This is a genomic window from Ruegeria sp. BB10, assembly GCF_056535725.1.
On record NZ_JBQFIW010000001.1, the window covers coordinates 959613 to 985990 of the forward strand.

31 protein-coding genes are annotated in these 26378 nt (G+C 56.2%); 17 read left to right on the top strand and 14 right to left on the bottom strand.

Going from position 1 to position 26378, the window contains the following annotated elements:
• Nucleotides 1–5 precede the first annotated feature (5 nt).
• The 6 genes from ACR3EP_RS04790 to ACR3EP_RS04815 all read left to right on the top strand — a co-directional run bounded on the left by ACR3EP_RS04790 (nt 6) and on the right by ACR3EP_RS04815 (nt 4455).
• The gene (locus tag ACR3EP_RS04790; RefSeq protein WP_170375235.1) at nt 6–590 is read left to right on the top strand and encodes an OmpH family outer membrane protein; all 585 of its coding nucleotides are present in this window, start codon (nt 6–8) and stop codon (nt 588–590) included.
• A 72-nt stretch (nt 591–662) separates the two neighbouring features.
• Nucleotides 663–1136, top strand: a complete 474-nt coding sequence (gene fabZ, locus ACR3EP_RS04795; RefSeq protein ID WP_170513986.1) for a 3-hydroxyacyl-ACP dehydratase FabZ — start codon at nt 663–665, stop codon at nt 1134–1136.
• Nucleotides 1133–1918, top strand: coding sequence for an acyl-ACP--UDP-N-acetylglucosamine O-acyltransferase (gene lpxA, locus ACR3EP_RS04800; RefSeq protein WP_480636581.1), 786 nt, complete (start codon nt 1133–1135; stop codon nt 1916–1918). Before fabZ ends, lpxA begins: the two co-directional genes overlap by 4 nt.
• A gap of 4 nt (nt 1919–1922) precedes the next feature.
• On the top strand, nt 1923–2717 hold the full coding sequence (locus ACR3EP_RS04805; RefSeq protein ID WP_480636583.1) for an LpxI family protein: 795 nt from the start codon (nt 1923–1925) through the stop codon (nt 2715–2717).
• Complete coding sequence (gene lpxB, locus ACR3EP_RS04810) at nt 2717–3874, top strand: lipid-A-disaccharide synthase (protein WP_480636585.1); 1158 nt, start codon at nt 2717–2719, stop codon at nt 3872–3874. Before ACR3EP_RS04805 ends, lpxB begins: the two co-directional genes overlap by 1 nt.
• Entirely contained in the window at nt 3874–4455 is a 582-nt protein-coding gene (locus tag ACR3EP_RS04815) for a cadmium resistance transporter (protein ID WP_170358391.1), read from the top strand. Before lpxB ends, ACR3EP_RS04815 begins: the two co-directional genes overlap by 1 nt.
• Here the strand turns inward: ACR3EP_RS04815 and mnmA are convergent.
• Entirely contained in the window at nt 4452–5597 is a 1146-nt protein-coding gene (gene mnmA / locus ACR3EP_RS04820) for a tRNA 2-thiouridine(34) synthase MnmA (protein ID WP_480636587.1), read from the bottom strand. The genes ACR3EP_RS04815 and mnmA overlap by 4 nt on opposite strands.
• A 129-nt stretch (nt 5598–5726) precedes the next feature.
• On the opposite strand from mnmA, the gene sciP reads away from it, so the two are divergent.
• The 5 genes from sciP (at nt 5727) to ACR3EP_RS04845 (ending at nt 11386) form a co-directional block, all read left to right on the top strand.
• Nucleotides 5727–6020 (top strand): CtrA inhibitor SciP, encoded by a 294-nt coding sequence (gene sciP / locus ACR3EP_RS04825; protein WP_170358393.1) that lies wholly within the window; start codon nt 5727–5729, stop codon nt 6018–6020.
• 82 nt (nt 6021–6102) lie between these two features.
• Complete coding sequence (gene ctrA, locus ACR3EP_RS04830; RefSeq protein ID WP_170348651.1) at nt 6103–6819, top strand: response regulator transcription factor CtrA; 717 nt, start codon at nt 6103–6105, stop codon at nt 6817–6819.
• A gap of 119 nt (nt 6820–6938) precedes the next feature.
• Complete coding sequence (ligA, locus tag ACR3EP_RS04835) at nt 6939–9065, top strand: NAD-dependent DNA ligase LigA (RefSeq protein WP_480636588.1); 2127 nt, start codon at nt 6939–6941, stop codon at nt 9063–9065.
• Nucleotides 9062–11152 (top strand): ATP-dependent DNA helicase RecG, encoded by a 2091-nt coding sequence (gene recG, locus ACR3EP_RS04840; RefSeq protein WP_480636590.1) that lies wholly within the window; start codon nt 9062–9064, stop codon nt 11150–11152. Before ligA ends, recG begins: the two co-directional genes overlap by 4 nt.
• A gap of 111 nt (nt 11153–11263) precedes the next feature.
• Nucleotides 11264–11386: a hypothetical protein gene (locus tag ACR3EP_RS04845; protein ID WP_264187059.1), complete on the top strand. Its 123-nt coding sequence runs from the start codon at nt 11264–11266 to the stop codon at nt 11384–11386.
• A 185-nt stretch (nt 11387–11571) separates the two neighbouring features.
• Here the strand turns inward: ACR3EP_RS04845 and ACR3EP_RS04850 are convergent, their stop codons facing one another.
• Both ACR3EP_RS04850 and ACR3EP_RS04855 read right to left on the bottom strand, forming a co-directional pair.
• On the bottom strand, nt 11572–12210 hold the full coding sequence (locus tag ACR3EP_RS04850) for a MarC family protein (protein ID WP_480636591.1): 639 nt from the start codon (nt 12208–12210) through the stop codon (nt 11572–11574).
• 59 nt (nt 12211–12269) lie between these two features.
• Nucleotides 12270–12722, bottom strand: a complete 453-nt coding sequence (locus ACR3EP_RS04855; RefSeq protein ID WP_480636593.1) for an iron-sulfur cluster assembly scaffold protein — start codon at nt 12720–12722, stop codon at nt 12270–12272.
• A gap of 48 nt (nt 12723–12770) precedes the next feature.
• Here ACR3EP_RS04855 and hisI point away from each other — a divergent pair, with 48 nt between their 5' ends.
• The gene (gene hisI, locus ACR3EP_RS04860) at nt 12771–13160 is read left to right on the top strand and encodes a phosphoribosyl-AMP cyclohydrolase (RefSeq protein WP_170358401.1); all 390 of its coding nucleotides are present in this window, start codon (nt 12771–12773) and stop codon (nt 13158–13160) included.
• 5 nt (nt 13161–13165) lie between these two features.
• Here the strand turns inward: hisI and gluQRS are convergent, their stop codons facing one another.
• The 4 genes from gluQRS to ACR3EP_RS04880 all read right to left on the bottom strand — a co-directional run bounded on the left by gluQRS (nt 13166) and on the right by ACR3EP_RS04880 (nt 17075).
• On the bottom strand, nt 13166–14047 hold the full coding sequence (gluQRS, locus tag ACR3EP_RS04865; RefSeq protein WP_480636595.1) for a tRNA glutamyl-Q(34) synthetase GluQRS: 882 nt from the start codon (nt 14045–14047) through the stop codon (nt 13166–13168).
• Nucleotides 14044–14658 carry a class I SAM-dependent DNA methyltransferase gene (locus ACR3EP_RS04870; protein ID WP_170409786.1) on the bottom strand — a complete coding sequence of 205 codons (615 nt, stop codon included), beginning with the start codon at nt 14656–14658 and terminating at the stop codon, nt 14044–14046. Before ACR3EP_RS04870 ends, gluQRS begins: the two co-directional genes overlap by 4 nt.
• A 37-nt stretch (nt 14659–14695) precedes the next feature.
• Complete coding sequence (gene trmFO / locus ACR3EP_RS04875; protein WP_480636597.1) at nt 14696–16036, bottom strand: methylenetetrahydrofolate--tRNA-(uracil(54)-C(5))-methyltransferase (FADH(2)-oxidizing) TrmFO; 1341 nt, start codon at nt 16034–16036, stop codon at nt 14696–14698.
• Between the two features lie 253 nt (nt 16037–16289).
• Nucleotides 16290–17075 carry an enoyl-CoA hydratase gene (locus ACR3EP_RS04880; RefSeq protein ID WP_480636599.1) on the bottom strand — a complete coding sequence of 262 codons (786 nt, stop codon included), beginning with the start codon at nt 17073–17075 and terminating at the stop codon, nt 16290–16292.
• 58 nt (nt 17076–17133) lie between these two features.
• Between ACR3EP_RS04880 and ACR3EP_RS04885 the strand changes: the two genes are divergently transcribed.
• Nucleotides 17134–17577 carry a PaaI family thioesterase gene (locus tag ACR3EP_RS04885; protein WP_170394001.1) on the top strand — a complete coding sequence of 148 codons (444 nt, stop codon included), beginning with the start codon at nt 17134–17136 and terminating at the stop codon, nt 17575–17577.
• Nucleotides 17578–17633: 56 nt separating this feature from the next.
• Here ACR3EP_RS04885 and ACR3EP_RS04890 read toward each other — a convergent pair whose 3' ends face one another.
• Nucleotides 17634–17861, bottom strand: coding sequence for a DUF1127 domain-containing protein (locus tag ACR3EP_RS04890; RefSeq protein ID WP_170348662.1), 228 nt, complete (start codon nt 17859–17861; stop codon nt 17634–17636).
• Nucleotides 17862–17959: 98 nt separating this feature from the next.
• Here ACR3EP_RS04890 and ACR3EP_RS04895 point away from each other — a divergent pair, with 98 nt between their 5' ends.
• Complete coding sequence (locus tag ACR3EP_RS04895) at nt 17960–19363, top strand: aminotransferase-like domain-containing protein (protein ID WP_170394003.1); 1404 nt, start codon at nt 17960–17962, stop codon at nt 19361–19363.
• Between the two features lie 4 nt (nt 19364–19367).
• Here the strand turns inward: ACR3EP_RS04895 and ACR3EP_RS04900 are convergent, their stop codons facing one another.
• Nucleotides 19368–19730: a nuclear transport factor 2 family protein gene (locus ACR3EP_RS04900; RefSeq protein WP_480636601.1), complete on the bottom strand. Its 363-nt coding sequence runs from the start codon at nt 19728–19730 to the stop codon at nt 19368–19370.
• A gap of 237 nt (nt 19731–19967) precedes the next feature.
• Between ACR3EP_RS04900 and rplM the strand changes: the two genes are divergently transcribed.
• Both rplM and rpsI read left to right on the top strand, forming a co-directional pair.
• Entirely contained in the window at nt 19968–20426 is a 459-nt protein-coding gene (rplM, locus tag ACR3EP_RS04905) for a 50S ribosomal protein L13 (RefSeq protein WP_170348665.1), read from the top strand.
• 6 nt (nt 20427–20432) lie between these two features.
• On the top strand, nt 20433–20918 hold the full coding sequence (gene rpsI / locus ACR3EP_RS04910) for a 30S ribosomal protein S9 (protein ID WP_039535473.1): 486 nt from the start codon (nt 20433–20435) through the stop codon (nt 20916–20918).
• Nucleotides 20919–21036: 118 nt separating this feature from the next.
• Here rpsI and ACR3EP_RS04915 read toward each other — a convergent pair whose 3' ends face one another.
• From ACR3EP_RS04915 to ACR3EP_RS04935, 5 genes are all read right to left on the bottom strand, one after another.
• Entirely contained in the window at nt 21037–21705 is a 669-nt protein-coding gene (locus ACR3EP_RS04915; RefSeq protein WP_480636602.1) for a YrbL family protein, read from the bottom strand.
• Nucleotides 21706–22058: 353 nt separating this feature from the next.
• Nucleotides 22059–22220 carry a hypothetical protein gene (locus ACR3EP_RS04920; RefSeq protein ID WP_480636603.1) on the bottom strand — a complete coding sequence of 54 codons (162 nt, stop codon included), beginning with the start codon at nt 22218–22220 and terminating at the stop codon, nt 22059–22061.
• Between the two features lie 172 nt (nt 22221–22392).
• Entirely contained in the window at nt 22393–22884 is a 492-nt protein-coding gene (locus ACR3EP_RS04925; protein WP_170375278.1) for a hypothetical protein, read from the bottom strand.
• 193 nt (nt 22885–23077) lie between these two features.
• Nucleotides 23078–24445, bottom strand: a complete 1368-nt coding sequence (locus ACR3EP_RS04930) for a sensor histidine kinase (RefSeq protein ID WP_480636605.1) — start codon at nt 24443–24445, stop codon at nt 23078–23080.
• Nucleotides 24442–25110 (bottom strand): response regulator transcription factor, encoded by a 669-nt coding sequence (locus ACR3EP_RS04935; RefSeq protein WP_170348669.1) that lies wholly within the window; start codon nt 25108–25110, stop codon nt 24442–24444. Before ACR3EP_RS04935 ends, ACR3EP_RS04930 begins: the two co-directional genes overlap by 4 nt.
• A 139-nt stretch (nt 25111–25249) precedes the next feature.
• Here ACR3EP_RS04935 and ACR3EP_RS04940 point away from each other — a divergent pair, with 139 nt between their 5' ends.
• The gene (locus ACR3EP_RS04940; protein ID WP_170358419.1) at nt 25250–26338 is read left to right on the top strand and encodes a type 2 periplasmic-binding domain-containing protein; all 1089 of its coding nucleotides are present in this window, start codon (nt 25250–25252) and stop codon (nt 26336–26338) included.
• The last annotated feature ends 40 nt before the right edge of the window (nt 26339–26378 follow it).

The following is a 26378-nucleotide window of genomic DNA, read 5'->3' on the forward strand; positions in this document are numbered from 1 at the left end:
CCTGAATGTTGAAAACTGTTTTCATGAAACTGCAGGGCCCTTTATGGGCCCTGTGTGTATTTCTGACCCTTGTCTTTTTGGAGCCAGTAGCGGCCCAACAATTGGGGGTTCCGCAAAGCAGCGTGGTGACGTTGTCCAGCGAGCGTTTGTTTGCTGAATCTGCCTTTGGTCAACGTGTCCTTCGAGAGATAGAGGCCGAAGGCGTTCTTTTAGGGGAAGAAAACGAACGGATCGTGGCCGAGCTGAGCCGAGAGGAAAAGGTTCTGACGGAACAGCGTGCGACCATGACGGCCGAAGAATTTCGCCCCCTGGCCGATGCCTTTGACGAAAAGGTTCAGTCGCATCGGGAGGGGCAGCGCGCAAAACTGGACGTGTTGGCACGACGCAGTGAAGAGGCTCGGCAGATGTTTCTGGAACTTGCACGGCCGGTTTTGATTGACCTGCTACGCGAATCCGGCGCTTCGATCATTATTGAACGATCCAGCGTTTTCCTCAGTTCGGATCGAACCGATATCACCGATGCCGCCATTGCGCGGATCAATGCGGCGATCGGCGACGGCAGCGCCGTTGAAAATGGGGCCAGTGAATAGGTTTGCTTGCCCTTAGGGCGCGGTATTGCTAACCACGCCGCAAACAGAAATCCAGAATGGGACTACAACACCATGAGCACGGAAACCAAAAGCGCCGACATCCAGTTGATCCAACGGATTTTGCCGCACCGCTATCCGTTTCTGCTGGTCGACAAGGTGGTTGATATCTCGGGTTATCAATCGGCCGTTGGCATCAAGAATGTCACAATGAACGAACCACATTTTCAGGGCCATTTTCCCGGAACGCCGATCATGCCCGGCGTGACCATTGTTGAAGCGATGGCGCAAACTGCAGGTGTGATGCTGGGCGTCGGTATGGACGTGATCGACAGCGAATTGCTGATCTATTTCATGAACATCGACAAGTGCAAATTCCGCCGCAAAGTGATCCCTGGCGATGTGCTTGAAATGCACGTGGATACCGTGCGCGGTAAGAAGGGTGGCAAGATCTTCAAGTTCAGCGGCCGGGCGACGGTTGATGGCGAAGTCGCAGCCGAAGCCGAATTTTCGGCCTATGTCGACTGGGACATGGAAAAGACAACATGAGCGGCATCCACCCAAGCGCAATCATCGAAGACGGTGCGCAGATCGGTGAAGGCTGCTCCATCGGACCATTCTGCTTTGTCGGCAGTCAGGTTAAGCTGGGCGACCGGGTAGAATTGAAGTCCCATGTCGTCGTGACCGGCGACACCCAGATCGGTGATGAGACCGTGATCTTCAATTTCTCGGTAATCGGAGAAATTCCGCAGGACCTGAAATTCGGGGGTGAGAATACGCGGCTTGAGATCGGCAAGCGTAACCGCATTCGTGAACATGTGACGGTGAATACCGGAACCGAGGGCGGCGGCGGTGTGACCCGGATCGGCGACGATTGTCTTTTGATGGCAGGTGTGCACGTGGCGCATGACGTTCAGATCGGGGATCGTGTGATCATGGTGAACCATTCCGGCGCGGCGGGTCACTGTGTCATCGAGGATGATGTGATCGTGGGCGGAATTTCCGGCCTGCATCAATGGGTGCGCGTGGGCCGTGGCGCGATCATCGGCGCACTGACTATGGTGCCCAATGACGTGATCCCATATGGCCTGGTTCAGGCGCCTCGGGGTGAGTTGGACGGACTGAACCTGGTTGGCTTGAAACGGCGCGGTGTCTCGCGCGAGGATATCTCGGCCCTGCGTGCTGCATTCCGCGAATTGTCGACTGGCGATGGCACGTTTATGGAACGCGCGCACCGTGTAGGTGTGGACAACGAAAGCGAATATGTGCAGCGGATCGTGGATTTCGTGACCGGGCAATCCGATCGCTCGTTCCTGACGCCGAGGAAATAGGTCGATGCTGGCATTGATTGCTGGAACAGGCGCATTACCGGGCGAAGTGGTTGACCAACTTTCCGATCGCCCTCTGATTTGTGCGATGGAAGGGTTCACACCGGACACTTTGACTGCGGATATCGTCTTTCCATTGGAACAGTTGGGAAGCTTCCTTGCGGATTTGAAAGCGCGCGGCGTGACCGAGATTTGCATGGCTGGCGCGGTGCGCCGTCCCGCGATTGATCCATCGCGGATTGATGCGGCCACGATGCCTCTGGTTCCAGTACTGCAACAGGCGATGATGTCCGGGGATGACGGGGCATTGCGCGCCGTGATCGGCATATTCGAAAACTCTGGACTGACCGTTCGTGCCGCTCACGAAATTGCCCCGGCGTTACTGCCGGAACTAGGGTGCCTTACCGAAACGCAGCCATCCGAAGCTGAACTGTCCGATGCAGACAGGGCAGCGGGTATTCTGCGGGCCATGGGAGCTGCGGATATCGGTCAGGCTTGTGCGGTGAACAAAGGGCAGGCGCTTGCGGTCGAAAGCATCTACGGCACAGATTGGATGCTGCAATCCTTGACCCAACGACCGGATGCAGGGGGTGGCGTTTTGTTCAAAGCGCCGAAACCCGATCAGGACCGACGTGCTGACTTGCCGACCATTGGCCCTGGGACCGTTTCTGGTGCGGTGGCAGCTGGGCTAGCGGGTATTGTCATCGAAAAAGGTGGCGTGATCGTGTTGCAACAGGATCGTGTGATCGACGAATGCAACCGTCTGGGCCTGTTTCTGTATGTGCGTGAGCGGGCGATCTGATGCGAGTCTTCCTGGTCGCCGGTGAACCTTCGGGCGACCGTTTGGGCGGCGCCTTGATGGAAGGGTTGCGCAGTCTCGTACCCGATATCCAGTTCGATGGCGTTGGCGGACCGCTGATGCAGGCACAGGGTTTGGACAGCCGCTTTCCAATGGCCGAACTGTCGGTGATGGGGCTGGTTGAGGTTTTGCCCAAGTTCTTCCACCTGAAACGCCGGATTGCCGAGACAGCTCAGGCCGTTCTGGATACGCAGCCCGATGTATTGATTACCATCGACAGCCCGGATTTTTCACTGCGCGTCGCCAAGCAGGTAAAAGCGCAGAGTAATATCAGAACGGTGCATTACGTCGCCCCCAGTGTCTGGGCATGGCGCCCCGGGCGCGCGGACAAGATGGCCAAGGTGATCGACCAAGTTCTGGCGTTGTTACCATTTGAACCGCCCTATATGGAACGTGCGGGGATGGAGTGTGATTTCGTTGGTCATCCGGTGGCCAGCGAACCGATAGCTTCGGATCAGGATATCCAGGATTTTCGCGCGACCTACGATCTGGGCGACGCACCGATCATACTGGCGCTTCCTGGTTCGCGTGGTGGCGAGATCGAGCGCCTGGCTCCGATCTTTGGTGAGGCGCTGCGCCTTTATCTGAATGAACGGCCGTGCGCACGTATTGTGGTGCCCGCGGTTGCGCATATGGTGGATACCGTCACCGAGCATATGCAAAGCTGGCCCGGAAACCCTGTTGTCGTCGATCCGCGCGAGATGCCTTCGGATCAGGCACAAGCACAAAAGCGGGTCGCGTTTGCGGCGGCAGAGTTGTCACTCGCCGCTTCGGGGACGGTTTCGTTGGAACTGGCCGCGCAATCGACGCCTATGGTGATAGCGTATAATCTGAACTGGCTGACCACTCTGATTGCCAAGCGGATGGTCAAGCTGGATACTGTAACGCTAGTCAATCTGGTGTCCGAGACCCGAACGGTCCCCGAGTGTTTGCTGGATGATTGCCAGCCTGAAAAGATAGCAGAGGCGTTGAAACAGGTCGCGGCTGCCCCCGATGCGCAGCGCGATGCCATGACCCTCACGATGGAACGTCTGGGGCGCGGAGGTGAGGCCCCCGGTTTGAGGGCCGCCCGAGCCGTTCTTGATCGGATGACTCCGTAATGCTGGATTTCGTGCTGTTCGGACTGTCTGCCTTTATGGCTCAGATTCTGACCAATCTGGACAATCTGGCGGCGCTGCTGGCGCTATCGCTGGTGTCGGGGGCCAAACGCGCGGTCTTTGGCTTTCTGCTTGCGCAGGGGGTCGTGATCAGCGCAGCGCTTTTGCTGGCGTTGGGGGTTGAGGATGTCGTGCCGCACTGGGCCGGGTATCTGGGTCTGATACCTCTGAGTTTGGGCATCTTAGCCTTGATCCGACAAAGGCGGGGAACCGAGACTGAAACGCACGCAAATCTGGATACCGGGGCGTCGGTGATCATGGTCACGCTGCTGTTCATCAGCCTGTCGATGGATACGTTTGCCGTCCTTGCGCCTTTGCTGGCCGACTCGGCCCCCACGTTTAGAACGGCTGGTGTCATCGGGGCCGTGCTGGCAGCACTTGGTCTGGCTACTGTTGCGCTGTTAGGGGCAAAAGCGCCGTTCATGAGCGGCACGCTGGCCCGGCGGTTGGAACGGTTGGTTCCCTATGTGATGATTTGCGCCGGGCTCTATATCCTTAGCAACTCGTGGACGGACGCGATTTAGTACCCGCGCCAGATCCAGCCGCCGCCAAAGATACGGCTGCCTTCCGACGCGTAAAACACACAGGCCTGACCGGGTGAGACACCTTCTTCGGGCGTCAACAGCTCGACCTCGGCCGTAGTCTCGGACAAAGGCCGGATGATCGCCTCACGCGGGGGCCGTGTCGAGCGGACCTTGACCAGAACATGCCATTCATCTCGTGAGGTGAAGGGTTCATCCCCAAGCCAGTTGATTTCACGCACAGGAATGGTTCGGGTGGCCAGCATCTCTTTGGGGCCAACAACGACTTGTTTCGCATCCACGTCCAGTTTTACGACATATAATGGCTCGCTAAGGCCACCGATGCCCAGACCGCGGCGTTGTCCGATGGTATAGTGGATCACGCCGTTATGCTGCGCCAGAACGCGACCGTCCGCATGCACGATCTCACCGGATTCTGCCGCACCGGGGCGCAGTTTTTCGATGACGCTGGCATAATTGCCGTTGGGCACGAAGCAGATGTCCTGACTGTCCGGCTTGTCCGCCACGGCCAGCCCGTATTGCGCGGCCATCTCGCGGGTAGCGTCCTTCGAGGGCAGGTGGCCCAGAGGGAAACGCAGGAAATCCAACTGCTCGGGCGTGGTCGAGAACAGGAAATAGGACTGATCGCGGTTCGCGTCCTCGGCGCTATGCAACTCTGGCCCATTGGAACCCATTTTGCGTTGGATATAGTGACCGGTGGCCATGCAGTCGGCCTCAAGATCCTTGGCGGTCTCCAGCAAATCCTTGAATTTGACCCGTTCGTTGCAGCGGATGCAGGGCACAGGCGTTGCTCCGGCCAAATAGCTGTCGGCAAACTCGTCGATCACCGCGTCTTTGAAGATGTTCTCGTAATCCAGAACATAGTGGGGAAAGCCGCGTTCCTCGGCCACACGGCGTGCGTCATGGATGTCGATCCCGGCACAGCAGGCACCTTTTTTGGCCAGCGCCGCCCCATGATCGTAAAGCTGAAGCGTTACGCCAACCACGTCATAGCCCTGGTCGGCCAGATGGGCCGCCACGACAGAGCTGTCTACGCCACCGGACATGGCAACAACCACCCGCGTTTCCGAGGGCGGTTTGGCAAAGCCAAGCGAATTGAGTTGGGTCTCGGCAGCGAGGGCCATGGTGATTCCAGTGCGGGTTAAGAAAGACCGGCAGAATATAGGAAAATTCTACACACTCTCAAGGGGCGGTTTCACTCAGCATTAAGTAGGGTGGTGTCAGCTTTGTCGCAGCACGAAGAGGGTCATAAAATGTTTTTGCACAAAGTTGAGGGGCCAAGATCCATAACCTTACCGGATGGAACAGTTTTATCGCGCGCCGATCTGCCGCCAAAGGATACGACACGCTGGGTCGCATCGCGCAAGGCAATCGTCGTGCGGGGAGTGGTTTATGGGCTGATCACACTGTCAGACGCCAAAAAGCGATACGGCCTCAGTGATGAGGAATTTAACGCCTGGGTTGCGGCCGTCGCAGAACACGGCACGGACGCATTAAAGGTGACCGCGTTAAAAAAATATCGACAACCTAAGGGCGAAAGGGAATAAATGATTCAACGGTAACGTCAGATTAACCATTTTTGAGCAGGCTCAATTTGAATTGGTAAATTGACCCGAATTGGAGCAGTAAATGCGTATACTTCTTGTCGAGGATGATCCGACTACGTCCAAAAGCATTGAATTGATGCTGACACACGCAAACCTCAACGTCTATGCAACGGATTTGGGTGAGGAAGGTATCGATCTTGCAAAGCTTTATGACTACGATCTGATCCTGCTAGACTTGAATTTGCCGGACATGAATGGGCATGAAGTCCTGCGGCAACTGCGCATCGCTCGGGTGGAAACACCGATCCTGATCCTGTCAGGCGCAGACGACACGGAAAGCAAAATCAAAGGTTTTGGGTTCGGTGCCGACGATTATATGACCAAGCCCTTCCATCGAGAGGAGTTGGTGGCCCGAATCCATGCCATCATCCGCCGCTCAAAAGGGCATTCGCAATCCATCATCCAGACCGGTCGCGTTGCGGTGAACCTTGATGCCAAAACGGTCGAAGTGGAAGGCAAGGCGGTTCATCTGACCGGTAAGGAATATCAGATGCTTGAGCTGCTGAGCCTACGTAAGGGCACCACGCTGACCAAAGAGATGTTCCTGAACCATCTTTATGGCGGCATGGACGAGCCCGAGCTGAAAATCATCGACGTTTTCATCTGCAAGCTGCGTAAGAAACTCAGCAACGCCACCAGTGGTGAAAATTACATCGAGACAGTTTGGGGCAGGGGCTATGTCCTGCGTGATCCGCAAAGCAACAGTGTTGACGAAACGCGGATGGCGGTTGGGGCCTGATTTGAACATGGTCGCCCGTGGTCCGGGGCGACCGCTTTCACTCACTGAACAGCACGTCTGGACCTGACCATGACCTCGCCCTATCACTGAGGTCCAAGACTAAGTGACAGGGCGAGGCCATGAGCAAATTGATTCCGGTATCTGACCTGACTGAACAGGCCGCGCGCGCTGAGTTGGCGCAATTGGCCGAACAGTTGGCGCGGGCAAACATGCTGTATCACGGCGAAGACGCCCCCGAGATATCTGACGCCGAATATGATGCGCTCAAGCGTCGAAATGCTGAAATCGAAACGCGGTTTCCGCAACTAAAGCGCGCCGACAGCCCCTCGGATCAAGTCGGCGCTCGCCCGTCTGACGGTTTTTCGAAAGTCACCCATGCTGTTCGCATGATGTCGCTGGGCAATGCGTTTGATGACGAAGACGTGCAGGATTTTGACCGCTCAATCCGAAAGTACCTCGGGTTGGAAGCATCTAAACCTTTGTCTTACACGGCTGAACCTAAAATTGACGGTCTGTCGCTTTCCTTGCGGTATGAGAAGGGCAAATTGGTTCAGGCGGCCACCCGCGGAGACGGCGAAGTTGGTGAAAATGTCACGGCAAATGCCCGGACGATTTCAGATATTCCCCAAACCTTAGAAAATGCGCCGGACATTTTGGAAGTTCGGGGCGAGGTCTACATGTCGCATGAAGACTTCGAAAAGCTGAACGCGCGGCAGGAAGAGGCAGGAGAAAAGCCTTTCGCCAATCCACGAAACGCAGCAGCGGGTTCCTTGCGGCAATTGGATTCGTCCGTCACGCGATCCCGGCCATTGCGGTTCTTTGCCTATGCCTGGGGTGAGCTGTCCGAACCGTTGGCAGAAACCCAAATGAAGGCAATTGATCGGTTGCGCGGTCTTGGTTTCGCCACCAATTCCCTGACCCAGCTGTGTGAAACGACGGATCAGATGCTGGCGCATTACCGTGAAATCGAGGCCCAACGATCCACCTTGGGTTATGATATCGACGGCGTCGTCTACAAAGTGAACGATCTGTCCTTGCAGGGGCGTCTGGGGTTCCGCTCCACAAACCCCCGCTGGGCGATTGCGCACAAGTTTCCTGCGGAACTGGCCTGGACCCGACTTGAAGCGATCGACATTCAGGTTGGCCGCACTGGGGCGCTCAGCCCGGTTGCCAGGTTGCACCCGGTCACAGTGGGTGGTGTGGTCGTGTCGAATGCCACCTTGCACAACGAAGATTATATTGCGGGTCGTGACGCCAAAGGTGGTACTATCCGCGACGGCAAGGATATTCGGGTCGGTGATTGGGTGCAGGTATACCGAGCCGGTGATGTGATCCCGAAACTGGCCGATGTCGATATCTCGAAACGACCCGAAGGGGCAGAGCCGTTTCAGTTCCCCAAGACCTGCCCCCAATGCAACAGCGACGCGGTCCGCGAAGAGGGCGACGCAGTGCGCCGCTGTACCGGGGGTGTAATTTGTCCGGCACAGGCGGTTGAAAAGCTGAAGCACTTCGTTTCTCGCAAAGCCTTCGACATCGAAGGTTTGGGCGCCAAGCAGATCGAGATGTTCTACGATGACCCGGATCTGCCAGTCAGAACGCCGGTCGATATTTTCACCCTGCAGACACGCGACGCGGCAAACCTGAACAAACTAGCCAATCGAAAAGGCTGGGGGGCGCAAAGTGCGGGTAATCTGTGGGAGGCCATCGACGAGAAACGCAAAATTCCCTTTGGTCGGCTACTGTTTGCACTGGGCATCCGCCATTTGGGTGAGGCCGCGTCGAACCTGATCGCGACACATTATGGAAACTGGGGTGACTTTGAACGCGCCATTACCTCTGCGGCGGGGTTCGAAGGCCCCGAATGGGACGACTTGTTGGGCGTGGATGGCGTCGGCGAGGTTATGGCCCGCGCCCTCATATCAGCCTTCGCGCAAAAGGCCGAGCGCGCCAGCATTGATGCGCTGGTCGCCCAGCTGGACATACAAGAGGCGAAACGCCCCGACACAGCCGGCAGTCCGGTCGCAGGCAAAACGGTCGTCTTCACGGGCACGCTGGAAAAGATGACTCGCGCCGAGGCCAAGGCCCGCGCCGAGGCATTAGGGGCTAAAGTCTCGGGTTCGGTCAGCAAGAAAACAGACATTCTGGTTGCCGGCCCCGGTGCTGGCTCCAAGGCAAAGAAAGCCGCCGAACTGGGTATTGAAACATTGGATGAGGATGGTTGGTTGCAGCTGATCGGAACCGCATGAGCGGGCGCCCAGAAAGCCTGTTTCCTCTGTTCGCGGGATTGGAAACATTGGATGGGGTTGGGCCGAAGACAGCTCAGGTCTTGACCCAAGCGGGGACGGAGTCGCCGCGCGATGTGCTGTTCAGCCTGCCATATGCCGTCATTGACCGCCGTCGGCGCGATACGATTCAGGGTGTTGACCTGCCGACCACTCTGACAGTTGAAGTGACTGTTGGTACGCACCGGCCGGCCCGCAATAAGGGCGGCGCTTACCGGGTGCATGTCGAGGATAGCCAGGCAGATTTCCAGTTGGTGTTCTTTCACGCGCGCGGTGACTACCTGAAGCGTATTTTGCCGGAAGGTTCACGGCGGGTGATTTCGGGCAAGCTCGAACTGTTCGATGGCATGGCGCAGATGGTCCACCCGGATCATATGATGCCTGTGGAAGAGGCGCAGGAAATTCCGGATTTTGAACCGGTGTATCATCTGACACAGGGGATCACACAGAAAACGGCCTTTAGAGCTGCCCGCAGCGCGTTGGCGCGGGCCCCGGAATTGGCTGAATGGATCGATCCCACCCTGGTGGCTAAGCAAGGGTGGTCAGCCTGGGTCACTGCAATTGCAGCTGCGCATAACCCGCAGGGGGCAGATGATGTGGCTGCTCATGCTCCGGCACGGGAACGTCTGGCCTATGATGAGTTGTTTGCGCATCAATTGACGTTGGCCTTGGCCCGTCAGCGAGAGCGGAAAGCGCGGGGTCTGGTCAGTGTCGGAACGGGGGCTTTGCAGGCCAAGGTTCTTGCCAGTCTGCCATATCAACCTACCAACGCGCAGTTGCGGGCCATTGACGACATCGCTGGCGATATGGCTTCGGACGCGCGTATGAACCGGTTATTGCAGGGCGACGTGGGTGCGGGCAAGACGCTGGTGGCCTTTATGGCCTTGCTCATCGCGGTCGAGGCCAAAGGCCAGGGCGTCATGATGGCGCCTACCGAAATTCTGGCCCGGCAACATCTGGAGGGATTGCGCCCTTTGGCCGAAGAGGCTGGGGTCGTGCTGGAAATCCTCACTGGCCGGGACAAGGGCGCGGAACGACGTGCAAAGCTGGCGGCGCTGAAGAATGGCGATATTCAAATCCTGGTCGGAACTCACGCGGTATTTCAAAGCGATGTTGAATTCAGGGCGCTCCGGCTGGCGATCGTCGATGAACAACACCGGTTCGGTGTTCGGCAACGAATGGAGTTGTCGGAAAAAGGGCAGGGCGCGGATGTACTGGTGATGACCGCCACTCCGATCCCTCGCAGTCTGGCTTTGGCGCAATATGGCGATATGGATGTTTCGGTGCTGGACGAAAAACCGCCGGGACGAAAACCCATCAAGACTGCCATCATCAGCACAGATCGCATGGATGATGTCGTTTCGCACCTACGTCGAGCGATTGAAGAAGGACGTCAGTGTTACTGGGTCTGTCCGTTGGTCGACGAATCCGAAGTTTCGGACCTTACGGCAGCTGAGGAACGATTCAAGCGCTTGCGCGCCATTCTGGGCGAAGGAGTGGTCGGGTTGGTGCATGGCCAGATGCCATCGGTCGATAAAGATGCCGCCATGAAGGCCTTTCAGGACGGGCAAACCAAGGTACTGGTCGCCACGACCGTGATCGAGGTTGGGGTCAACGTGCCAAATGCCTCAATCATGGTCATAGAGCGCGCTGAGATTTTTGGGCTTGCGCAACTGCACCAGTTGCGCGGTCGCGTTGGGCGTGGTGAGGCGGAATCAACCTGTTTGTTGATGTATCAGCCTCCGCTCAGTGAAGGAGGACGCAAACGATTAGAAGTGCTGCGCGAAACCGAAGACGGGTTTCGCATTTCAGAAACTGATCTGCAGATGCGTGGTGCGGGTGATTTGATCGGGACAGCGCAATCAGGGTTGCCGAAGTTCCGGATTGCGGACCTGGAACGTCAGGCTGGGTTGATGGCAACAGCGCAGACTGATGCCCGTGCGTTACTTTCTGCTGATCCCCGTTTGAAATCGGACCGGGGGCAGGCGGCACGTGTTCTGCTGTGGCTTATGAAACAGGATCAGGCAATCCGTTTGATTTCAGTAGGTTAGAAACTTTGCTCCACTAAGTTCACAAATGTTCTCAAAAAGTTCTTTACCGACTCATCAAAATATGAGAACAAAAGGTCAACAAAGGATTAAATCTCGACCGGAGGTGAGACCATGCTGACCCAGATCAAGACCGCCCTGAGCCGTTCGCAATCGACGATTTTGCAGGATGCTGTGGGGGCCGTGTCTTTGGTGGTCATGTTGATGGTTGCCCTGCACCTGCCCGGAGCGTTCTAAGCCTTTCTGCCTGCGATCTCGTGCCGATCATACCGCGCTGTCATCCCCATTTCAGTCAAGGGTGACCTGCCTGTCCCAATTCCCTTGAGGGGCCTGCCTCGGCCCCGTGCGGCTATCCGGACCCCACGCGAGACACGCACAACCTGCCGCCGCCCTTTCCGCCCGGAAGGTGCGGCGGTTTTTTCTTATAACTGCCCGGTTTTCATGATCTCAAGAAGCGCGGACAGAACGGAATTCACTGCGACCGAAGCCAAGATCATTCCCATGACCCGGCTGATAATCGCAGCACCCGAAGAACGGATGACACGGATTATCGGGTCCGCCAGCAGCATCAGAACAAACGAAATCAGAATAACGGACAGCATGACCAGCGCCGTAATACCCTGATCCGCGGCGCTGTAACGGTTATTGTCGGTGAGAATGACAATCGCCAGCATTGCACCGGGTGACGCCAAGGACGGTACTGCCAACGGGAAAATCGCCGGATTGGGTTTGTTGGCGGAAATCTCCATTTCCTCTTCAGCTTCATGCTGTTCGACGACTTGTTTGCTTTCGCCAAAGATCATTGTCAGCGCAAAAAGGAACAGGATGATACCACCAGCGACCTGAAACGAATTCAGTCCGATATCCAGCGCCTCGATCAGCAATTGGCCGAAAATCAAAAAGAACAGAAGGACACCAGCGCTGACGAACGCGGCGAGCAGGGCGGTTTTGCGACGGGCCGCTGCAGTCAGGCCCGCTGTAACGGCTATGAAAACAGGGATTGTGCCAATCGGGTCAATTACGACCCAGAGTGTAACAAAGTGTTCAAGCAATTTTTCCATCCAATCCCCCCGACATCATGCGGGGTGATTAAACCGGATTGCCCGCAAAAATTCCAATGTTATGCGCAATTTGCCTGTTCAGCCTGCCGCATCGCTTCGGCGGTGGCCTCAAGGGCCAGCAGTATCGATGCGTGGCGGTTCTTGTAGTCCCGCGCAGGGATCAGAACTTTGAGCCCATCAAATGGTGCATCAGGTACGGGTCCGTCTTTCTTCAACATGGCGGCCAATTGATCGCGTGCAGTTTCCACCTGCGCCCGAGTCGCCCCGATGATGGCACTGCCCACGACTGAGGCCGAAGCCTGGCCCAAGGCACAGGCTTTGACGTCCTGCCCGAACTCCAAGATCTTGCCGTCCTGTATCTTTACATCCACGGTCACCGTCGACCCGCACAGGGGTGAGCGTTTTTTCACCGTAGCATCAGGATTCTCAAGCCGGTCCAGATGCGGAATATCCGCAGCCAGCGCCAGAATGCGGCCGGAATAGAGCTTTATCAGGTCGTTCTCGCCGGACATGGCTTTCCCTCGTTGTCTGTTCCCCATACATAGTGAGCATCTACCGGGATGCAAAAGGTTTTTCTCATGTCTGCCACCGTCGCGTTTGATCCGTCCTCGCTGAAGTTTAATGAGGCCGGGCTGATCCCTGCCATCGCTCAGGATGCAAGCTCGGGCGAAGTGTTGATGATGGCCTGGATGAATATTCAAGCCATTGAGAAGACGTTGGAAACCGGGCGCGTCACATATTGGTCGCGGTCGCGTCAGTCGTTTTGGATCAAGGGCGAAACCTCGGGCCATGTGCAGGAATTGGTGGATTTCCGCTTTGATTGCGACCGCGATTGTTTGCTGGTTCTAGTGCGTCAAACCGGTGCTGCGTGTCATACAAATCGCCGGACCTGTTTCTATACCGCGGTACGAGACGGCGACGAGGTCGAGCTGATGTCACCCATGGAGTAACCGGTTCACAGTCCAACCATCGCCCGGATATCTGCTGGCGACGCCCCCTCGGCCCGGTATTTCGAGATCGCCCGCGCATCGTCACGCTTGGCCAGACGTTTTCCTACATCGTCGCGGATCAACCGGTGATGAAGGTAATGCGGTGTCGGTAAACCCAGCAAGGCTTGCAGCACAACATGAATACGGGTCGCTTCGAACAGGTCCTGTCCGCGTACAACGTGGGTAATACCCTGTGCGGCGTCGTCCAAGACCACTGACAAGTGATAAGACGTTCCCATATGGCGTCGCGACAGGACAACGTCGCCGATTGTGCCTGTCAGTTCGCCTGAAGAAAACGGAATGGTGCCCGTCTCTCCATTTGGTCCCGCGCCGGATTCGTGAAATACGCCGACTTTTGCACCGGGTTGGGCTGAACCCGTAAGCACGCGGCCTGCAGCGGCCATATCCAATCTCAAAGGAATGTCCGTGGGACGTTGTGTGTCTCGACGTTTGCCACGGCACGTCCCAGGGTAAATGATCCCGTCTGGCCCGTGCAGCGGTACACCTTCTTGTGGGGCACTGGCCGCAGCGGCGATATCTTTGCGGTTGCAGGTGCAGGGATAAAGCAGGCCCCGCGACCACAAGTCATCCAATGCTCTGTCATATACTGCCAACCGGTCGGACTGACGCATGATGGGTTCAGGCCACCACAGCTCAAGCCACCTCAGGTCATCAAAAATTTGTTCTTCCCAGTGGGCGCGCGATCGAGATTGGTCGATATCCTCGATCCGCAACAGGAATTGCCCGTCTTCAGACCTGGCCAGATCATGGGCGAGCATCGCTGAATACGCATGTCCCAGATGCAGCGGACCTGTGGGAGACGGCGCAAATCGGGTTTTAAATATCACGCTTTTTCAACGATATATACGTCTGACTTAAGGTCCATTCCTGGTAGGTGAGGACCGTATTCCCGAAACAGCAATCGAGCTGCCCCCATATCAAGCCAATCATTCAAGCGTGAAGTGTAAGAGACGTCCTCAAGTGCATGATCATTAAAGGAAAAGCCAAGCAGGCCACCTTCGGGAAGCGCGCGCATCAGCATATCGAAAACCTCGGGCGGTGCTGCGCCAACCCCGATGACACCGATTGCGGTGATTGCCTTGTAGGCTCCTTGATCCAACGGATCGGGATTGGTGATCTCAAAGGTTGAAAGACTTCGATAGACCCCCTTGGCCAGAGCGCCTTCTAGCATCTTCGGAGTTGGATCAACGCCGTCAATCACTTCGAAACCCGCCGCACGCAAGGCTACACCGGACAATCCGGTGCCACAGCCATAATCCAGGATCGGTGTTTGCGGCTCGGGCAGTTTTGACCATAACGCCTCGGCCACCCGCCCGGGGGTCGCATAGCCATGCGCGCCAACCTCGGCATCATAGGAGGACGCCCATTTCTGATAGTGCGCATGCGTCTCTTGCGGGGTGTCCAGATTATAGACGTCTTTGAGGTACTTATCGCTCATACATTGATACTACGCTGCATGAGCCAACAGCGTCCAGTCAACACTGCTCCAGCCAGTTGGTCCACTCGGCCTTGGCGCGATCCGTATAAGCCTTGTACCGGTCCTTGCGACCGCGCCGACCGCCTTTTAGCCCGTCGACAGGTCGGAATAAGCCGAAATTGACGTTCATGGGCTGAAAAGTCTTGGCCTCGGCCCCGCCGGTGATGTGGTGGATCAGGGCGCCCATGGCGCTGTCCTGCGGAACCTCGGGCAGGGTCCGGCCTAGAATCTCGGCCGCGGCCAGACGACCGGCCAACAGGCCCATCGCCGCGCTTTCGACATAACCCTCGACCCCGGTGATCTGCCCCGCAAAACGGATATTTGGCTTCGATTTCAACCGCATCTGCGCATCCAAAAGCGTCGGAGAGTTGATAAACGTATTGCGGTGAATACCGCCCAACCGCGCAAAGCTGGCGTTTTCCAGACCGGGGATCATACGGAACACTTCAGTCTGTGCGCCATATTTCATCTTGGTTTGAAAGCCGACGATATTGAACAGCGTGCCAAGGGCATTGTCGCGGCGCAGTTGCACCACCGCATGCGGTTTGACGTCAGGCTGATGAGGATTAGTCAGGCCGACCGGCTTCATCGGGCCGTGGCGCAGCGTTTCGCGACCACGCTCTGACATCACCTCGATCGGCAGGCAGCCGTCGAAATACCCCGCCGTTTCGCCTTCGTGAAACTCAGCTTTGTCAGCGGCCAGCAGAGCGTCGATAAATGCCTCATACTGATCGCGGTCCATTGGGCAATTCAGATAGGCGGTGCGTTCTTCCTCGGTCTCGCCTTTGTCATAGCGCGATTGCATCCAGGCTTTGCTCATATCGATGCTGTCGGCATAGACAATCGGGGCAATGGCGTCGAAAAATGCCAGGGACTCTGCACCCGTTTCGGTTCGGATGGAGTCACCCAATGTTGCCGATGTCAAAGGACCAGTGGCAAAGATCCATTGGCCGTCATCGGGCAGGGCGGTGACTTCTTCCCCTGTAACCTCGATACGCGGATGGGCCTGCAGTTTGGCGGTAACCGCCTCGGCAAAAGGATCGCGGTCTACAGCAAGCGCACCACCCGCGGGCAGCCGGTGCGCGTCCGCCGTTGTCATGATCAGGCCGTTCGCGGCGCGCATTTCCCAATGCAGCAAGCCAACGGCGTTCTGTTCATCATCGTCTGAGCGGAATGAGTTCGAACACACCATCTCGGCCAGATTGCCAGTTTGGTGCGCAAAGGTGCCTACTTTGGGTCGCATTTCGTGGATCACCACATCTACGCCCATTTCCGCCGCCTGCCAGGCGGCCTCGGACCCGGCCATGCCGCCGCCCACGATATGCAGTTTTTGTGTCATGCGCTGCCACATAGGACAGTGAACCGTGCAACGCAACACAGGCCGCCTAGTTTAAGAATTTAAGGGAATTTTGGGGTCGCCGCTGCGGGAATGTCGACGCCGGTGAGAGAAACCAGCTTGGAGGGACCTTCCGCCCACGGCGACCCAAAAAGTGTATCTAGAGCCATAGCCCTGTCCCAGCATTGCCACAGTGTCGCCCTTTTGGGAAGTGCAAAATTACGAACAATCGTAAAAATTGTTGACAATAATCGCTTTATTGGTGCCAGTTCGGCGGCCTTTTTTCGATAAATGCAGATATGCCTTCTTCGGTATCGCGATGCAGCATATTCTGCGCCATTACGTCTCCGGTATAGTCATAGGCCTGCTCCAGAGGCATTTCCAGCTGCTTGTAGAAGGCCTGTTTGCCGATTTTCACAGCCGAACCCAATTTGGCCGCAAGCTGATCGGCAAGCGACACGGTTTCATGCTCCAAAAGCATTTCGGGCACGACGCGATTGATCAGACCCAGCTCGGCTGCGGTTTCGGCCGAGATAAAGTCGCCAGTCGTCAGCATCTCGAACGCGCGCTTGCGCGGGATGTTCCGGCTGAGGGCAACCATCGGTGTCGAGCAGAACAAACCGATATTCACTCCGTTCACGCCAAACCGCGTACCTTCAGCCGCGACGGCCAGATCGCAGGTGGCGACCAACTGGCATCCCGCAGCGGTGGCGATACCGTGGACCTGTGCGATGACCGGTTGGGGCAGGGACCGGATTGACAGCATCATCTGGGTGCATCTGGCGAACAAGCCCTGGAAATAAGCTTTGCCACCGTCCTCGTCCTGACGTCCGGCTGTCATCTGTTTCAGATCATGGCCCGCACAGAACGCTTTGCCTTTACCGCGCAGGATAACCGCCCGAATCGCGCTGTCGTCGCGCAGGCTGTCGAACTCGGATTGCAGGGCAGCCAGCATTTCGTCGCTCAGGGCGTTCAGACGATCGGGCGCGTTCATTGTCAGTGTGGCGACTGCGCCTGTGTCGTTACGTTCCAAAATTGCCATCTTGCCCTCCGTAGCGATGTTGGGCCAACTCTAGGTCGGCAAGTCGAGGAGGGGAAGCATGTCATTGGCCATGAGCCGGGAAGACCTGATGGAATACCTGCGGCAAATCTTCCCACAGGTACATCGAGATTTCGTCGTGGAAAAGCTGGATGAGGAGTCGATCGAGATGCGATTGGTTGTCGAAGATCGCCATCTGCGCCCTGGCGGTACAGTTTCGGGGCCATCCATGTTCGGGCTGGCGGATGTTAGTGTCTATGCGATGATCCTGGCGCGCAAGGGACGCCAATCCTTGGCCGTTACCACGAACAGCTCCTTAGATTTTTTAAGAAAACCCGAGGGCGGCAAAGATATTATTGCCCGATGTCGACTGCTAAAGCTGGGCCGCAGTCTGGCTGTTGGGGATGTGTTGATGTTTTCAGAAGGGTCGGACAGACCCGTCGCGCGCGCCACGATGACCTATTCATTACCTCCCGAAGGATCGGCCGCGGCGGCCTTCGGATAAAAAAGGCCGGGCGAAGCCCGGCCAGGAAGAGGTCCCATCAAGGGACTGGGGAAAACTCAACCCTGCCAGAATGGGCGGGTGAATTCCTGTCGAGCCTGATATCTTGTCAGACCGACATCCTTAAGAAGCCTGTCATCCAGCTTGGACAGATTGAGCCGGCTACGGCGTTGACGTTCCCATTTCGTGACCGTCGCCGCAAACCGCACGGCCAGCGCGGCGATCAGCGGCAGCCGGGGGCTGTCGTTCAGCAGCAAGAGGGCGGGGTTGTGCATCGAGCGTGTCATCAGGGTATCCTTTCAAATTGTATTGACACAAAGTTAAAGTGTTCGGTATATGTGCTTGATACATTCAGGATTGTGCCAAAATCAAAGGAAGAATTGTAATGGATACAATTTGGCCGGAATCGCTGCCAAAGTCCAAGGGGCCGAAATATACTCTGGTCGCTGATACAATCAGAAAAGCGATTGATAACAAGTTGCTGGAGGTCGGGACAAAGCTGCCCCCAGTGCGTGAATTGGCGTATCGGTTACAAATCACGCCGGGCACAGTTGCGCGGGCTTATACGATTCTGACGGATGAGGGATTGTTACACGCCGAGGTCGGACGTGGTACATTTGTCGCCCCGCCCAAATCGCCAATCCTGGATGATGTCTGGGCCCGCCAACTGCATTTGCAAGACAATAAGTACAATGCCAATGTCAGTCTTTTCAGCCCACGATTGGCGGATGTTGGGCAGGTCTCGCTAATACGGGAGTGCCTGCAAAAAGTGGCCCAGGCTGATCCGGGCCTATTTTTGAACTACCCGACCCGCGACGCCTATCAACCCATGCGGCAGGCGGTGGTAGAGTGGCTGTCTGACCTACCTTTGGGTGCATTGTCGCATGACGATATTGTGCTGACGCATGGGGGGCAAAATGGGCTGTGCCTTGTGTTTCAAACAATCCTGCGGGGGCCAAAACCGGTCGTTCTGGTCGAAGACCTTTCCTATGCCGGGTTCCGCCGGGCCGGGGAATTGATGCGCGCTGACGTGGTTGGCGTGAAAATGGATAAGTGGGGCGTAGATCCGTCCGCGATGGAACATGTCCTGCGCCAGACACCAGCACAAGCCATCTGCGTTTCACCAGAGGTACAGAATCCGACCGGCGCGCATACACCGCTTGAACGTCGGAAAGAAATTGTCGACGTGGCCCGGCGCTTTGACCTTCAGATCATCGAGGATGATTGTTATCGCATGGGTGACGCTCGTGAACCCAGCTTTCGTGCTTTGGCACCGGAACGGGGGTGGCATGTATCTTCAATCTCGAAAACTCTGACACCTGCGCTGCGTGTTGGGTTTGCCATTGCCCCGCGTGAGCGGAGCGTCGACCTGCGGCGTTCGGCGGAATACGGGTACTTTGGTTTGGCGCAGCCGTTGGCGGAATTGACCAGGTTGCTGCTGTCTGATCCTCGTACGCTGCAGATTGCAAGGGACGTGCGGGTTCGAATGGGTGAATATGTTCGCGTTGCGGTCAACGCCTTGGGCGGGTTCGATTTGAACTGGGCACCGGATGTGCCTTTTGTCTGGCTGAACTTGCCTTCGGGTTGGCGCGCCGCAGCCTTCAGCCGTGCGGCTGAACGAGAGGGGATACAGCTTCGGTCTGCCGATGAGTTCGCTCTGCGGGACGGACGGGCCCCAAATGCGGTTCGTATAGCCATGAACGGGCATGTGTCCCTGGAGCGGTTTGAGGATGCGATGCACAGGTTGCGGCGTCTGCTGGACAATCCGCCGGAACAGATCAGTGTTTAATCGTTCAATTCAGTGGGGTCGGATCACCAAAGAAACCCGCCAAATCGGATATTTTACCCCCGGCATCCAAACGAACAAAATCGTGACCAGACACAACGATACTGCCTTCTGGACTAACCATGTGCCAAGTGAAATGGACAACATCGTGATGGTTGGACGGTTCGCTTGTCAGTTCAACACGTCCACCAGAACTCTGTAGAACTTCGCCAATATGATCGCACAGGTTCACGCGGCCATTCACATCGGCAGTCGGGTCTACATAGCGGCCGTTTTCAGCAAAGCACTTTGTCAAAAGCAAAAGGCGTTTTTCCGGGTCCGTCTCTTGCCAGGATGCGCCGTAGTCAGCGATGGTTTGTTGCCACTTCATAGTATTCACGCTCCTTGAGTCGACTTGCTTATTCAGTATAGCGAGCGAGGCGGGGCAGGGGTAAAGGGGCTTAATCGTGGGGTAAAATAATACCTATTTTATAACTCATTGATATTACTATATTTAAAAGAGATTAGTGTTGTTGACCTGCGCTGCGGGGGCCTCTAAATACGCTCCATCGAATTCGGGCCGCTCTGACTTGGGGCGGTCTTTCACATCAAACAGGACTATCCTGCCATGAAAACCTTTTCTGCAACACCTGCAGACATCGACAAGAAATGGATCCTGATCGACGCCGAGGGCGTTGTTCTGGGCCGTCTTGCCTCGATTGTCGCCATGCGCCTGCGTGGCAAGCACAAAGCGTCGTTCACCCCGAATATGGACATGGGCGACAACGTCATCGTGATCAACGCTGACAAAATCCAGATGACCGGCAAGAAGCGCGAAGAAAACTTCTACTGGCACACTGGCCACCCGGGCGGCATCAAGTCGCGCACCAAGCAGCAGATCCTCGAGGGTGCACACCCCGAGCGCGTCGTGACCCAAGCGGTCAAGCGTATGCTGCCGGGCAACCGCCTGTCACGTCAGGTTATGACCAACCTGCGCGTTTACGCCGGTGCCGAGCATCCCCATGAGGCGCAAGCGCCCGAAGTTCTGGACGTTAAGTCCATGAACAAGAAAAACACCCGGAGCTAATGACCGATGGCTGATCAGATCAATACTCTCGAAGAGCTGAGCGCCGTCGCAGGCGTTGAAACCGTGGCCGAAGAAGTCATCGTGCGTGAACCCGTGCGTGACGAGCTGGGCCGCTCTTACGCCACCGGCAAGCGTAAAGACGCTGTTGCCCGCGTTTGGATCAAGCCGGGTTCCGGCAAGGTCACTGTAAACGGCAAGGATCAGGACAAGTACTTTGCTCGTCCCGTTCTGCAGCTGATCCTGCGCCAGCCGTTCCAGGTTGCTGGTGTAGAAGGTGAGTTCGACGTTGTCGCAACCGTCAAAGGCGGTGGCCTGACCGGTCAGGCCGGTGCGGTCAAGCACGGCATCTCGAAAGCGCTGCAACTGTACGATCCGTCGCTGCGTGGCGCACTGAAAGCCGCTGGCTTCCTGACCCGCGACAGTCGCGTTGTGGAACGTAAGAAATACGGTAAGCGTAAAGCGCGTCGTTCGTTCCAGTTCTCGAAGCGTTAATAGCTGCAAATTACAAATTTCAAACGGTCGCAAGAAATTGCGACCGTTTTCTTTTGGGCAATCAATATTTGACCGATACCCAGTGAGTAGTTTCTTTGGCCAAAGAGAGGTTTGTTGACTAACGCTCTGACTTCGAGAGCAAAGCGTTCTCGGCAACGGTCGTAAATTTCTCTCTGATCTGATTGATCTTGCGCCGGTTCAAAGACCGAAACCAGCGGCGAACGGGGATGATCTGCTTGCTACCAAAACTGTCGATCCAAACCCAGCGGCCAGACCCGTCAGAAAACGTTTGATAGACAATATTGCCGGTATTCTTGTTGCTGATAAGGACCTGTTCTTCGATCAACATATCGAAGTGTTTGTGCAGGGAAGCCAAATGTTCTTGCGTCAAGCCCCCGCTTTTCGCCAACTCCTTCAGGCTGGGCGACAACTGCCCATCGGGTTCGGAAATTCGTTCATAGACGAGGGCAAGGCCGATATCGGTTTGCACAACACCCCGGACCTCACAAACAGGAATAGCCTCATCCCTGTGCTGGTAACGCACCATAAGGTCAAAGGATTCGTGAAACTCGCGCAGGAAACCTTTGAATACAGTAGATCGCCGAAACGTTCGATCGAACCATGTGTCACCCAAAAGACCGTTCTCGCCATCCGTCGTGTCCGGTTGCGGGACTTTCAGAAGCGCGTCGGACGCATCAGGGTGTTGGTAAACAAACTGCCGATTACCCTGAGCTATCACCTCAGAGTTTTTGAGCCTTACCAAGTTTTCGATTCGAGCGCTTGCCATGCCGCCAAATTATATCAGTTTCGTGAAGGTGCAAGCCGAGGTCGTGCCTCTGAACATCCCCCCGAAAAACACAGGTGATCGGGTGAATTACCGCAGTTGAAATAAGTCACATAATACGTTGTTAAGTTAGTATTAAAAGTAATTTAATATGATTGTAGGCGAAGTCGGAATACGAGCTTCGACCCGCCGATCAGCAGCAACGCGCTGACCGGTCAAACCCTCTGGCACAGCGAGAACAACACTCTAAACGCGCCGAGCATACCCCCTCAACCAGAGCGTCTTTTGCTAGGGCGGGATGATCACCTTTCCATCGCTCTTTTTCAAAGAACAGGCCAAGCTTGAGACCACATCTTTCAAGGCAAGTCGTTCTGAAATGTCGGTTTGCCGGTGTCCATCGGTGAAACGGGTTTGGACCTTGGCCGCAACCCGCGCCTGATTTTCGTGCCGGTGGCCTCACCGGAAGGTCCGTCTTGTGTCAGATCGGTTCCGAACTTGGTCAGGGGCAGGGTGGTCATAGACGCTCTTTCCGATTGAGCGGCACGGCGGCAATGGACTTGGTGTGCGTTCCGCTGGTTCGCAACCAATCAAATGCGGTGTGGAAGACCAATCGACACGCAAGATGACGTGCTTGGAATAATGATTGCGCCAAAAGAGGACGGGCTGCCCCGAATGGCAGCCCGCCGAGTTTCACTGTCCTGACAGCAGATTGCTGAGTTCTTGGATCTTTGTCGCGATCGTTTCAGGCGATGCTTTGATATCGTCCAGAATTTGGATGGCTTGTGTTTTAAGGTTCTGCGCCAGATCGCTTTCCTGAACCGAGGCGACCAACGTGTCATAGTCAAAATTATCAAGGGTCAGTGTGCCGTCTTCAATCCATGAATTTAGCAGATCCTGGCCCTGAGTTGCCAAGGCGGCAACTTGATCGCCGGCCTGATCAGCCAGATCCGTGGCTGTTTGTCCTGCTTGTTCAGCAGCGTCTGAGGCCTGTTCCGAGATGGAAGACGCGGCCTCACTGGCTTGCTCGGTCACAGAGCTTGCCGCTTCGCTAACAGCCTCAGAAGCGTCCTCTGCCGCCGATTGCAATTGTTCGGCGGGTGTGGGGTCTGGTTGGGTAGTGTAAAAATAAATTCCTGCGCCAGCGGCAATGATGACCACGGCCAATATGATAGTACGCGACATGTGTCTCTCCTTTGGAAAATGTGTCGCCGAGATGGGTCAAAATTACCCGAGTTCAAAGGGGAAATCCCGGAAATTCTTTTCAAATCCGTGGATTGAGCCATGCTATGCCTATCCGCGAAGAGCGAGCGGCAATAACACGCCGCCATACATTTAGATGCGCGGTTTCAGGGCTCAGCATACGGATTCGTCCGTTTTAAAGGGCGATTGGAAGCTCGAGCGTGATGCTTGCTCCTTTTTCGACTTGGTTGATCGACACCGATCCCCCATGCCGTTGAGCCACGGCTGAAACGATTGACAACCCCAACCCGCTGCCTTCGGAATAGTCCAGCTGCGAAAACCGACTGAAGGCCGCTTCGCTTTGATCGGGCGAAAGGCCCGCTCCGTCATCGGCTACGGTTACACTGACCGCGCCTTCGTCACGCTGCAGCACAACAGAAATTCGGCTCAACTTGGTGCCGCCGTGCTTTACTGCGTTGTCCAAAAGGTTCTTCAGGGCCTCAGTTAAAAACACCCGATCACCGGACACCATGATAGCCGTCTCGGGCATCGTAACGTCAAACTCGATACCCTTCGCCAGGATGTGAACACCCATCTCGGCACAGGCTTCTTCCACAACCAAGCGGAAATCAATCTCATCCATTTGATCCTGGTGCGTCGGTTGCCTGAGCCTTTCAAGTGACAACAGTTGTTCGGCCACCGTTGCCGAGTTCTTTGCGGCCGCCACAAGCTCGTAGATGCGTTTTTCTCGGTCATCATCCGTTTTCGCATCGCGCAGGGCCTCGGCCATCGACTGGACTGCGGCCGCCGGATTCCGCAACTGATGAGCTGCTTCGGAAATGAAAACCTGATGGGCGTTGATGCTGTGTTCGACCTGCCCAAAGAGCCGGTTCAAAGTCTTTACAACACCTTGCACTTCGTCCGGGACAGGACGCTTAATCTCACTTAAGTCATCTGGCGAACGAAGGTCGATTGCGTCCTGCAAATCCAGCAATGGTCTCAGGCCACGCGCTACGCCGAACCATACCACAACAGCCAAGGTGGCCAGCAGGATGCCCATGACAATTCCGGCGCGAATGGACAGTTCATTGGCAAATGCGTTGCGATCCGCCATCCGTTGCCAAACCGTGACCGTCGCATCACCTACAAGATTTTCCAAGGTCACACGTTCTGTCATCTTTAAAACGCGTACCGGTTCATCGCGGTAGATCGCTTCGAAAAACTGTGGCTTGTACACCTCTTGCACCGACGAGTTCGCGGATGCCGGAGGGTAGGCATAACCCGTCACGTAAATGCCGCCGGGGCCAGTCACATGATAGAAGATCTCACCGCCCGATGCGTCGCGGATCAGACTGCGTGTGGTGGGCGACAACGCATCACCGCCCGAAATCGCCACATCCCGCGAAATTGCCAGGCCAGCTGAGAGTAGACTGTCGTCAAAAAGCTCCTGAGCGGTCTTCTGGGCAACCAAAAAACGCCAAAACCCAAGCAGCACTGCAAGCAGCACCAAAGGTGTCAGGATAAGAATGAACAGCCTTAGCCTGAGCGAGCCGTGGTTGATCACTTCTGCACCTCAAGCAGATACCCCAGGCCGCGGGCTGTCTTAATCTTTATACCCAGGTTTTGAAGACGCTTTCGCAGTCGCGACACATGAGGTTCAACAGCCGAAACTTCGACATCCGCCCCTACACCATAGACGTAATCAGTTAGTTGGCTTTTGGGAACGATCCTGCCTCGACGCTCCAACAGGCATTCCAGCACCGCTATTTCCCGTCGCGGAATATCCATCACCTCACCCTTAACGCTGACCTGACGAGCAGTGCGGTCGAACTCTAGGCTTCCGATGCTTTCCCGCGCTCCGTAATCAAGCTGTTTGCGGCGTGAAAGCGCCCGGATGCGTGCCTCCAACTCGTCCATTTCGAAGGGTTTGACCAGATAATCATCGGCCCCCATGTCCAAACCAGACACCCGGTCGCTTGTCTCAGTGCGTGCTGTCAGCAGAATTACGGGCGCACTGTCTCCACGGTTGCGCAGCGATTTCAGAATTTCCAGCCCGGACCGACCTGGCAGGTTGATGTCCAGAACGATCAAGTCCGCGCTTTCCTGTTCAAGATACAGGTCCGCTGCGTCGCCGTCGGTCAGTACATCTGCTGCATGTCCGCGGTCTCGCAGACGATAGGCAATTGCGTTGGCAAGGGGTTCATTATCCTCGACGATGACGATCCGCATCGGGTCTCCTGCAAGTTTCGCGCAAGGTTGGCACTCCATGATTGCCAGATGGGAGGGGGAATCAACCCCACAGTTCTATTTACGATCATGGTGGCGCGACAGTCGCTGGCGTGGTTGTCTGGTCAACAGGGAGGAACCAATGGCCATTACCAAATTCACCCGTCGCGCCGTCGTGGGGCTGATTGCCGCCGCCGGTCTCACGGCACCCGCCGCAGCCGAGGTCGACTTCTCAGGCAAGACTATCGAATGGGTCATCCCGTTCTCGGAAACGGGCGGTTCGGCCAAATGGGCCAATTTCTTTGCACCACTTCTGTCCGAGGCTCTGCCAGGACAGCCAACCGTGGTTGTTAAGTTCATGCCAGGCGCAGGTTCGACCAAAGGTGCCAACTGGTTCCAGGAACAGGCGCACGATGATGGAACTTTGCTGTTCGGCACCTCGGGTTCGACACAGTTCCCGTATCTGCTGAGCGATCCGCGCGTCCGCTATGAATACAATGATTGGATTCCGGTGATGGCGTCCGGCACCGGCGGTGTCGCTTATCTGAACGCCGAGGACGGCGCCAAGTTTGATGGTTCCGCAAATGCACTGAAAGATACCAACTTCATTTACGGTTCGCAGGGCGCGACCCGGCTGGACCTCGTGCCGCTTTTGGCATGGCAAATGTTGGGTATGAATGTTGAGCCGGTATTCGGCATCAAGGGGCGCGGCGACGGCCGACTGATGTTTGAACGCGGTGAAGCCAATATCGACTACCAGACGTCGTCCGGGTATCTGGGCGGTTCGGCACCGCTGGTCGAGGCCGGTCAGGCCGTGCCAATGATGACATGGGGCGCACTGGACGCTGACGGTAACATCGTCCGCGACCCGACCTTCCCGGACATTCCGACCTTTAAAGAGGTTTGCGAGGCCACTGATGGTTGTGAAACCAGCGGCGAGGCCTGGGACGCATGGAAAGCCTTCTTCGTTGCTGGTTTCCCGGTACAGAAACTGGCCTTTCTGCCGGGCGACACACCGCAGGAAGTGGTCGATGCTTATACCGCCGCATTTCAGGCTGTGACCGAGCGCGGGGATTTTGCCGATATCTCGTCCAAGCGCGTTGGGAAATATCCGGTTTTCGTCGGTGACGGTTCTAAGTCGGCACTGCAGACGGCAACCAATGTCGACGACAATGCCAAGGAATATGTCCTGAATTGGCTGAAAGAAGCCTATGGCGTCGAGCTGAACTAAGCCGATAAGCCGCAGCGCGCGCCTGTAACGAAGGGCGCGC

Excerpts from the sequence above, each read along its gene's own strand:
- ctrA (WP_170348651.1), top strand. The coding sequence starts at position 6,103 with ATGCGTATACTTCTTGTCGAGGATGATCCGACTACGTCCAAAAGCATT.
- ACR3EP_RS04880 (WP_480636599.1), bottom strand. The coding sequence starts at position 17,075 with ATGGCAATTTTGGAACGTAACGACACAGGCGCAGTCGCCACACTGACA.
- ACR3EP_RS04895 (WP_170394003.1), top strand. The coding sequence starts at position 17,960 with ATGGATACAATTTGGCCGGAATCGCTGCCAAAGTCCAAGGGGCCGAAA.
- mnmA (WP_480636587.1), bottom strand. The coding sequence starts at position 5,597 with ATGGCCCTCGCTGCCGAGACCCAACTCAATTCGCTTGGCTTTGCCAAA.
- ACR3EP_RS04790 (WP_170375235.1), top strand. The coding sequence starts at position 6 with ATGTTGAAAACTGTTTTCATGAAACTGCAGGGCCCTTTATGGGCCCTG.
- rpsI (WP_039535473.1), top strand. The coding sequence starts at position 20,433 with ATGGCTGATCAGATCAATACTCTCGAAGAGCTGAGCGCCGTCGCAGGC.
- recG (WP_480636590.1), top strand. The coding sequence starts at position 9,062 with ATGAGCGGGCGCCCAGAAAGCCTGTTTCCTCTGTTCGCGGGATTGGAA.
- lpxB (WP_480636585.1), top strand. The coding sequence starts at position 2,717 with ATGCGAGTCTTCCTGGTCGCCGGTGAACCTTCGGGCGACCGTTTGGGC.
- trmFO (WP_480636597.1), bottom strand. The coding sequence starts at position 16,036 with ATGACACAAAAACTGCATATCGTGGGCGGCGGCATGGCCGGGTCCGAG.
- ACR3EP_RS04870 (WP_170409786.1), bottom strand. The coding sequence starts at position 14,658 with ATGAGCGATAAGTACCTCAAAGACGTCTATAATCTGGACACCCCGCAA.
- ACR3EP_RS04850 (WP_480636591.1), bottom strand. The coding sequence starts at position 12,210 with ATGGAAAAATTGCTTGAACACTTTGTTACACTCTGGGTCGTAATTGAC.
- hisI (WP_170358401.1), top strand. The coding sequence starts at position 12,771 with ATGCAAAAGGTTTTTCTCATGTCTGCCACCGTCGCGTTTGATCCGTCC.
- fabZ (WP_170513986.1), top strand. The coding sequence starts at position 663 with ATGAGCACGGAAACCAAAAGCGCCGACATCCAGTTGATCCAACGGATT.
- rplM (WP_170348665.1), top strand. The coding sequence starts at position 19,968 with ATGAAAACCTTTTCTGCAACACCTGCAGACATCGACAAGAAATGGATC.
- ligA (WP_480636588.1), top strand. The coding sequence starts at position 6,939 with ATGAGCAAATTGATTCCGGTATCTGACCTGACTGAACAGGCCGCGCGC.
- ACR3EP_RS04815 (WP_170358391.1), top strand. The coding sequence starts at position 3,874 with ATGCTGGATTTCGTGCTGTTCGGACTGTCTGCCTTTATGGCTCAGATT.
- ACR3EP_RS04935 (WP_170348669.1), bottom strand. The coding sequence starts at position 25,110 with ATGCGGATCGTCATCGTCGAGGATAATGAACCCCTTGCCAACGCAATT.
- ACR3EP_RS04940 (WP_170358419.1), top strand. The coding sequence starts at position 25,250 with ATGGCCATTACCAAATTCACCCGTCGCGCCGTCGTGGGGCTGATTGCC.
- ACR3EP_RS04885 (WP_170394001.1), top strand. The coding sequence starts at position 17,134 with ATGTCATTGGCCATGAGCCGGGAAGACCTGATGGAATACCTGCGGCAA.
- ACR3EP_RS04900 (WP_480636601.1), bottom strand. The coding sequence starts at position 19,730 with ATGAAGTGGCAACAAACCATCGCTGACTACGGCGCATCCTGGCAAGAG.
- ACR3EP_RS04890 (WP_170348662.1), bottom strand. The coding sequence starts at position 17,861 with ATGACACGCTCGATGCACAACCCCGCCCTCTTGCTGCTGAACGACAGC.
- ACR3EP_RS04920 (WP_480636603.1), bottom strand. The coding sequence starts at position 22,220 with ATGACCACCCTGCCCCTGACCAAGTTCGGAACCGATCTGACACAAGAC.
- ACR3EP_RS04855 (WP_480636593.1), bottom strand. The coding sequence starts at position 12,722 with ATGTCCGGCGAGAACGACCTGATAAAGCTCTATTCCGGCCGCATTCTG.
- sciP (WP_170358393.1), top strand. The coding sequence starts at position 5,727 with ATGTTTTTGCACAAAGTTGAGGGGCCAAGATCCATAACCTTACCGGAT.
- ACR3EP_RS04925 (WP_170375278.1), bottom strand. The coding sequence starts at position 22,884 with ATGTCGCGTACTATCATATTGGCCGTGGTCATCATTGCCGCTGGCGCA.
- ACR3EP_RS04805 (WP_480636583.1), top strand. The coding sequence starts at position 1,923 with ATGCTGGCATTGATTGCTGGAACAGGCGCATTACCGGGCGAAGTGGTT.
- lpxA (WP_480636581.1), top strand. The coding sequence starts at position 1,133 with ATGAGCGGCATCCACCCAAGCGCAATCATCGAAGACGGTGCGCAGATC.
- ACR3EP_RS04845 (WP_264187059.1), top strand. The coding sequence starts at position 11,264 with ATGCTGACCCAGATCAAGACCGCCCTGAGCCGTTCGCAATCGACGATT.
- ACR3EP_RS04915 (WP_480636602.1), bottom strand. The coding sequence starts at position 21,705 with ATGGCAAGCGCTCGAATCGAAAACTTGGTAAGGCTCAAAAACTCTGAG.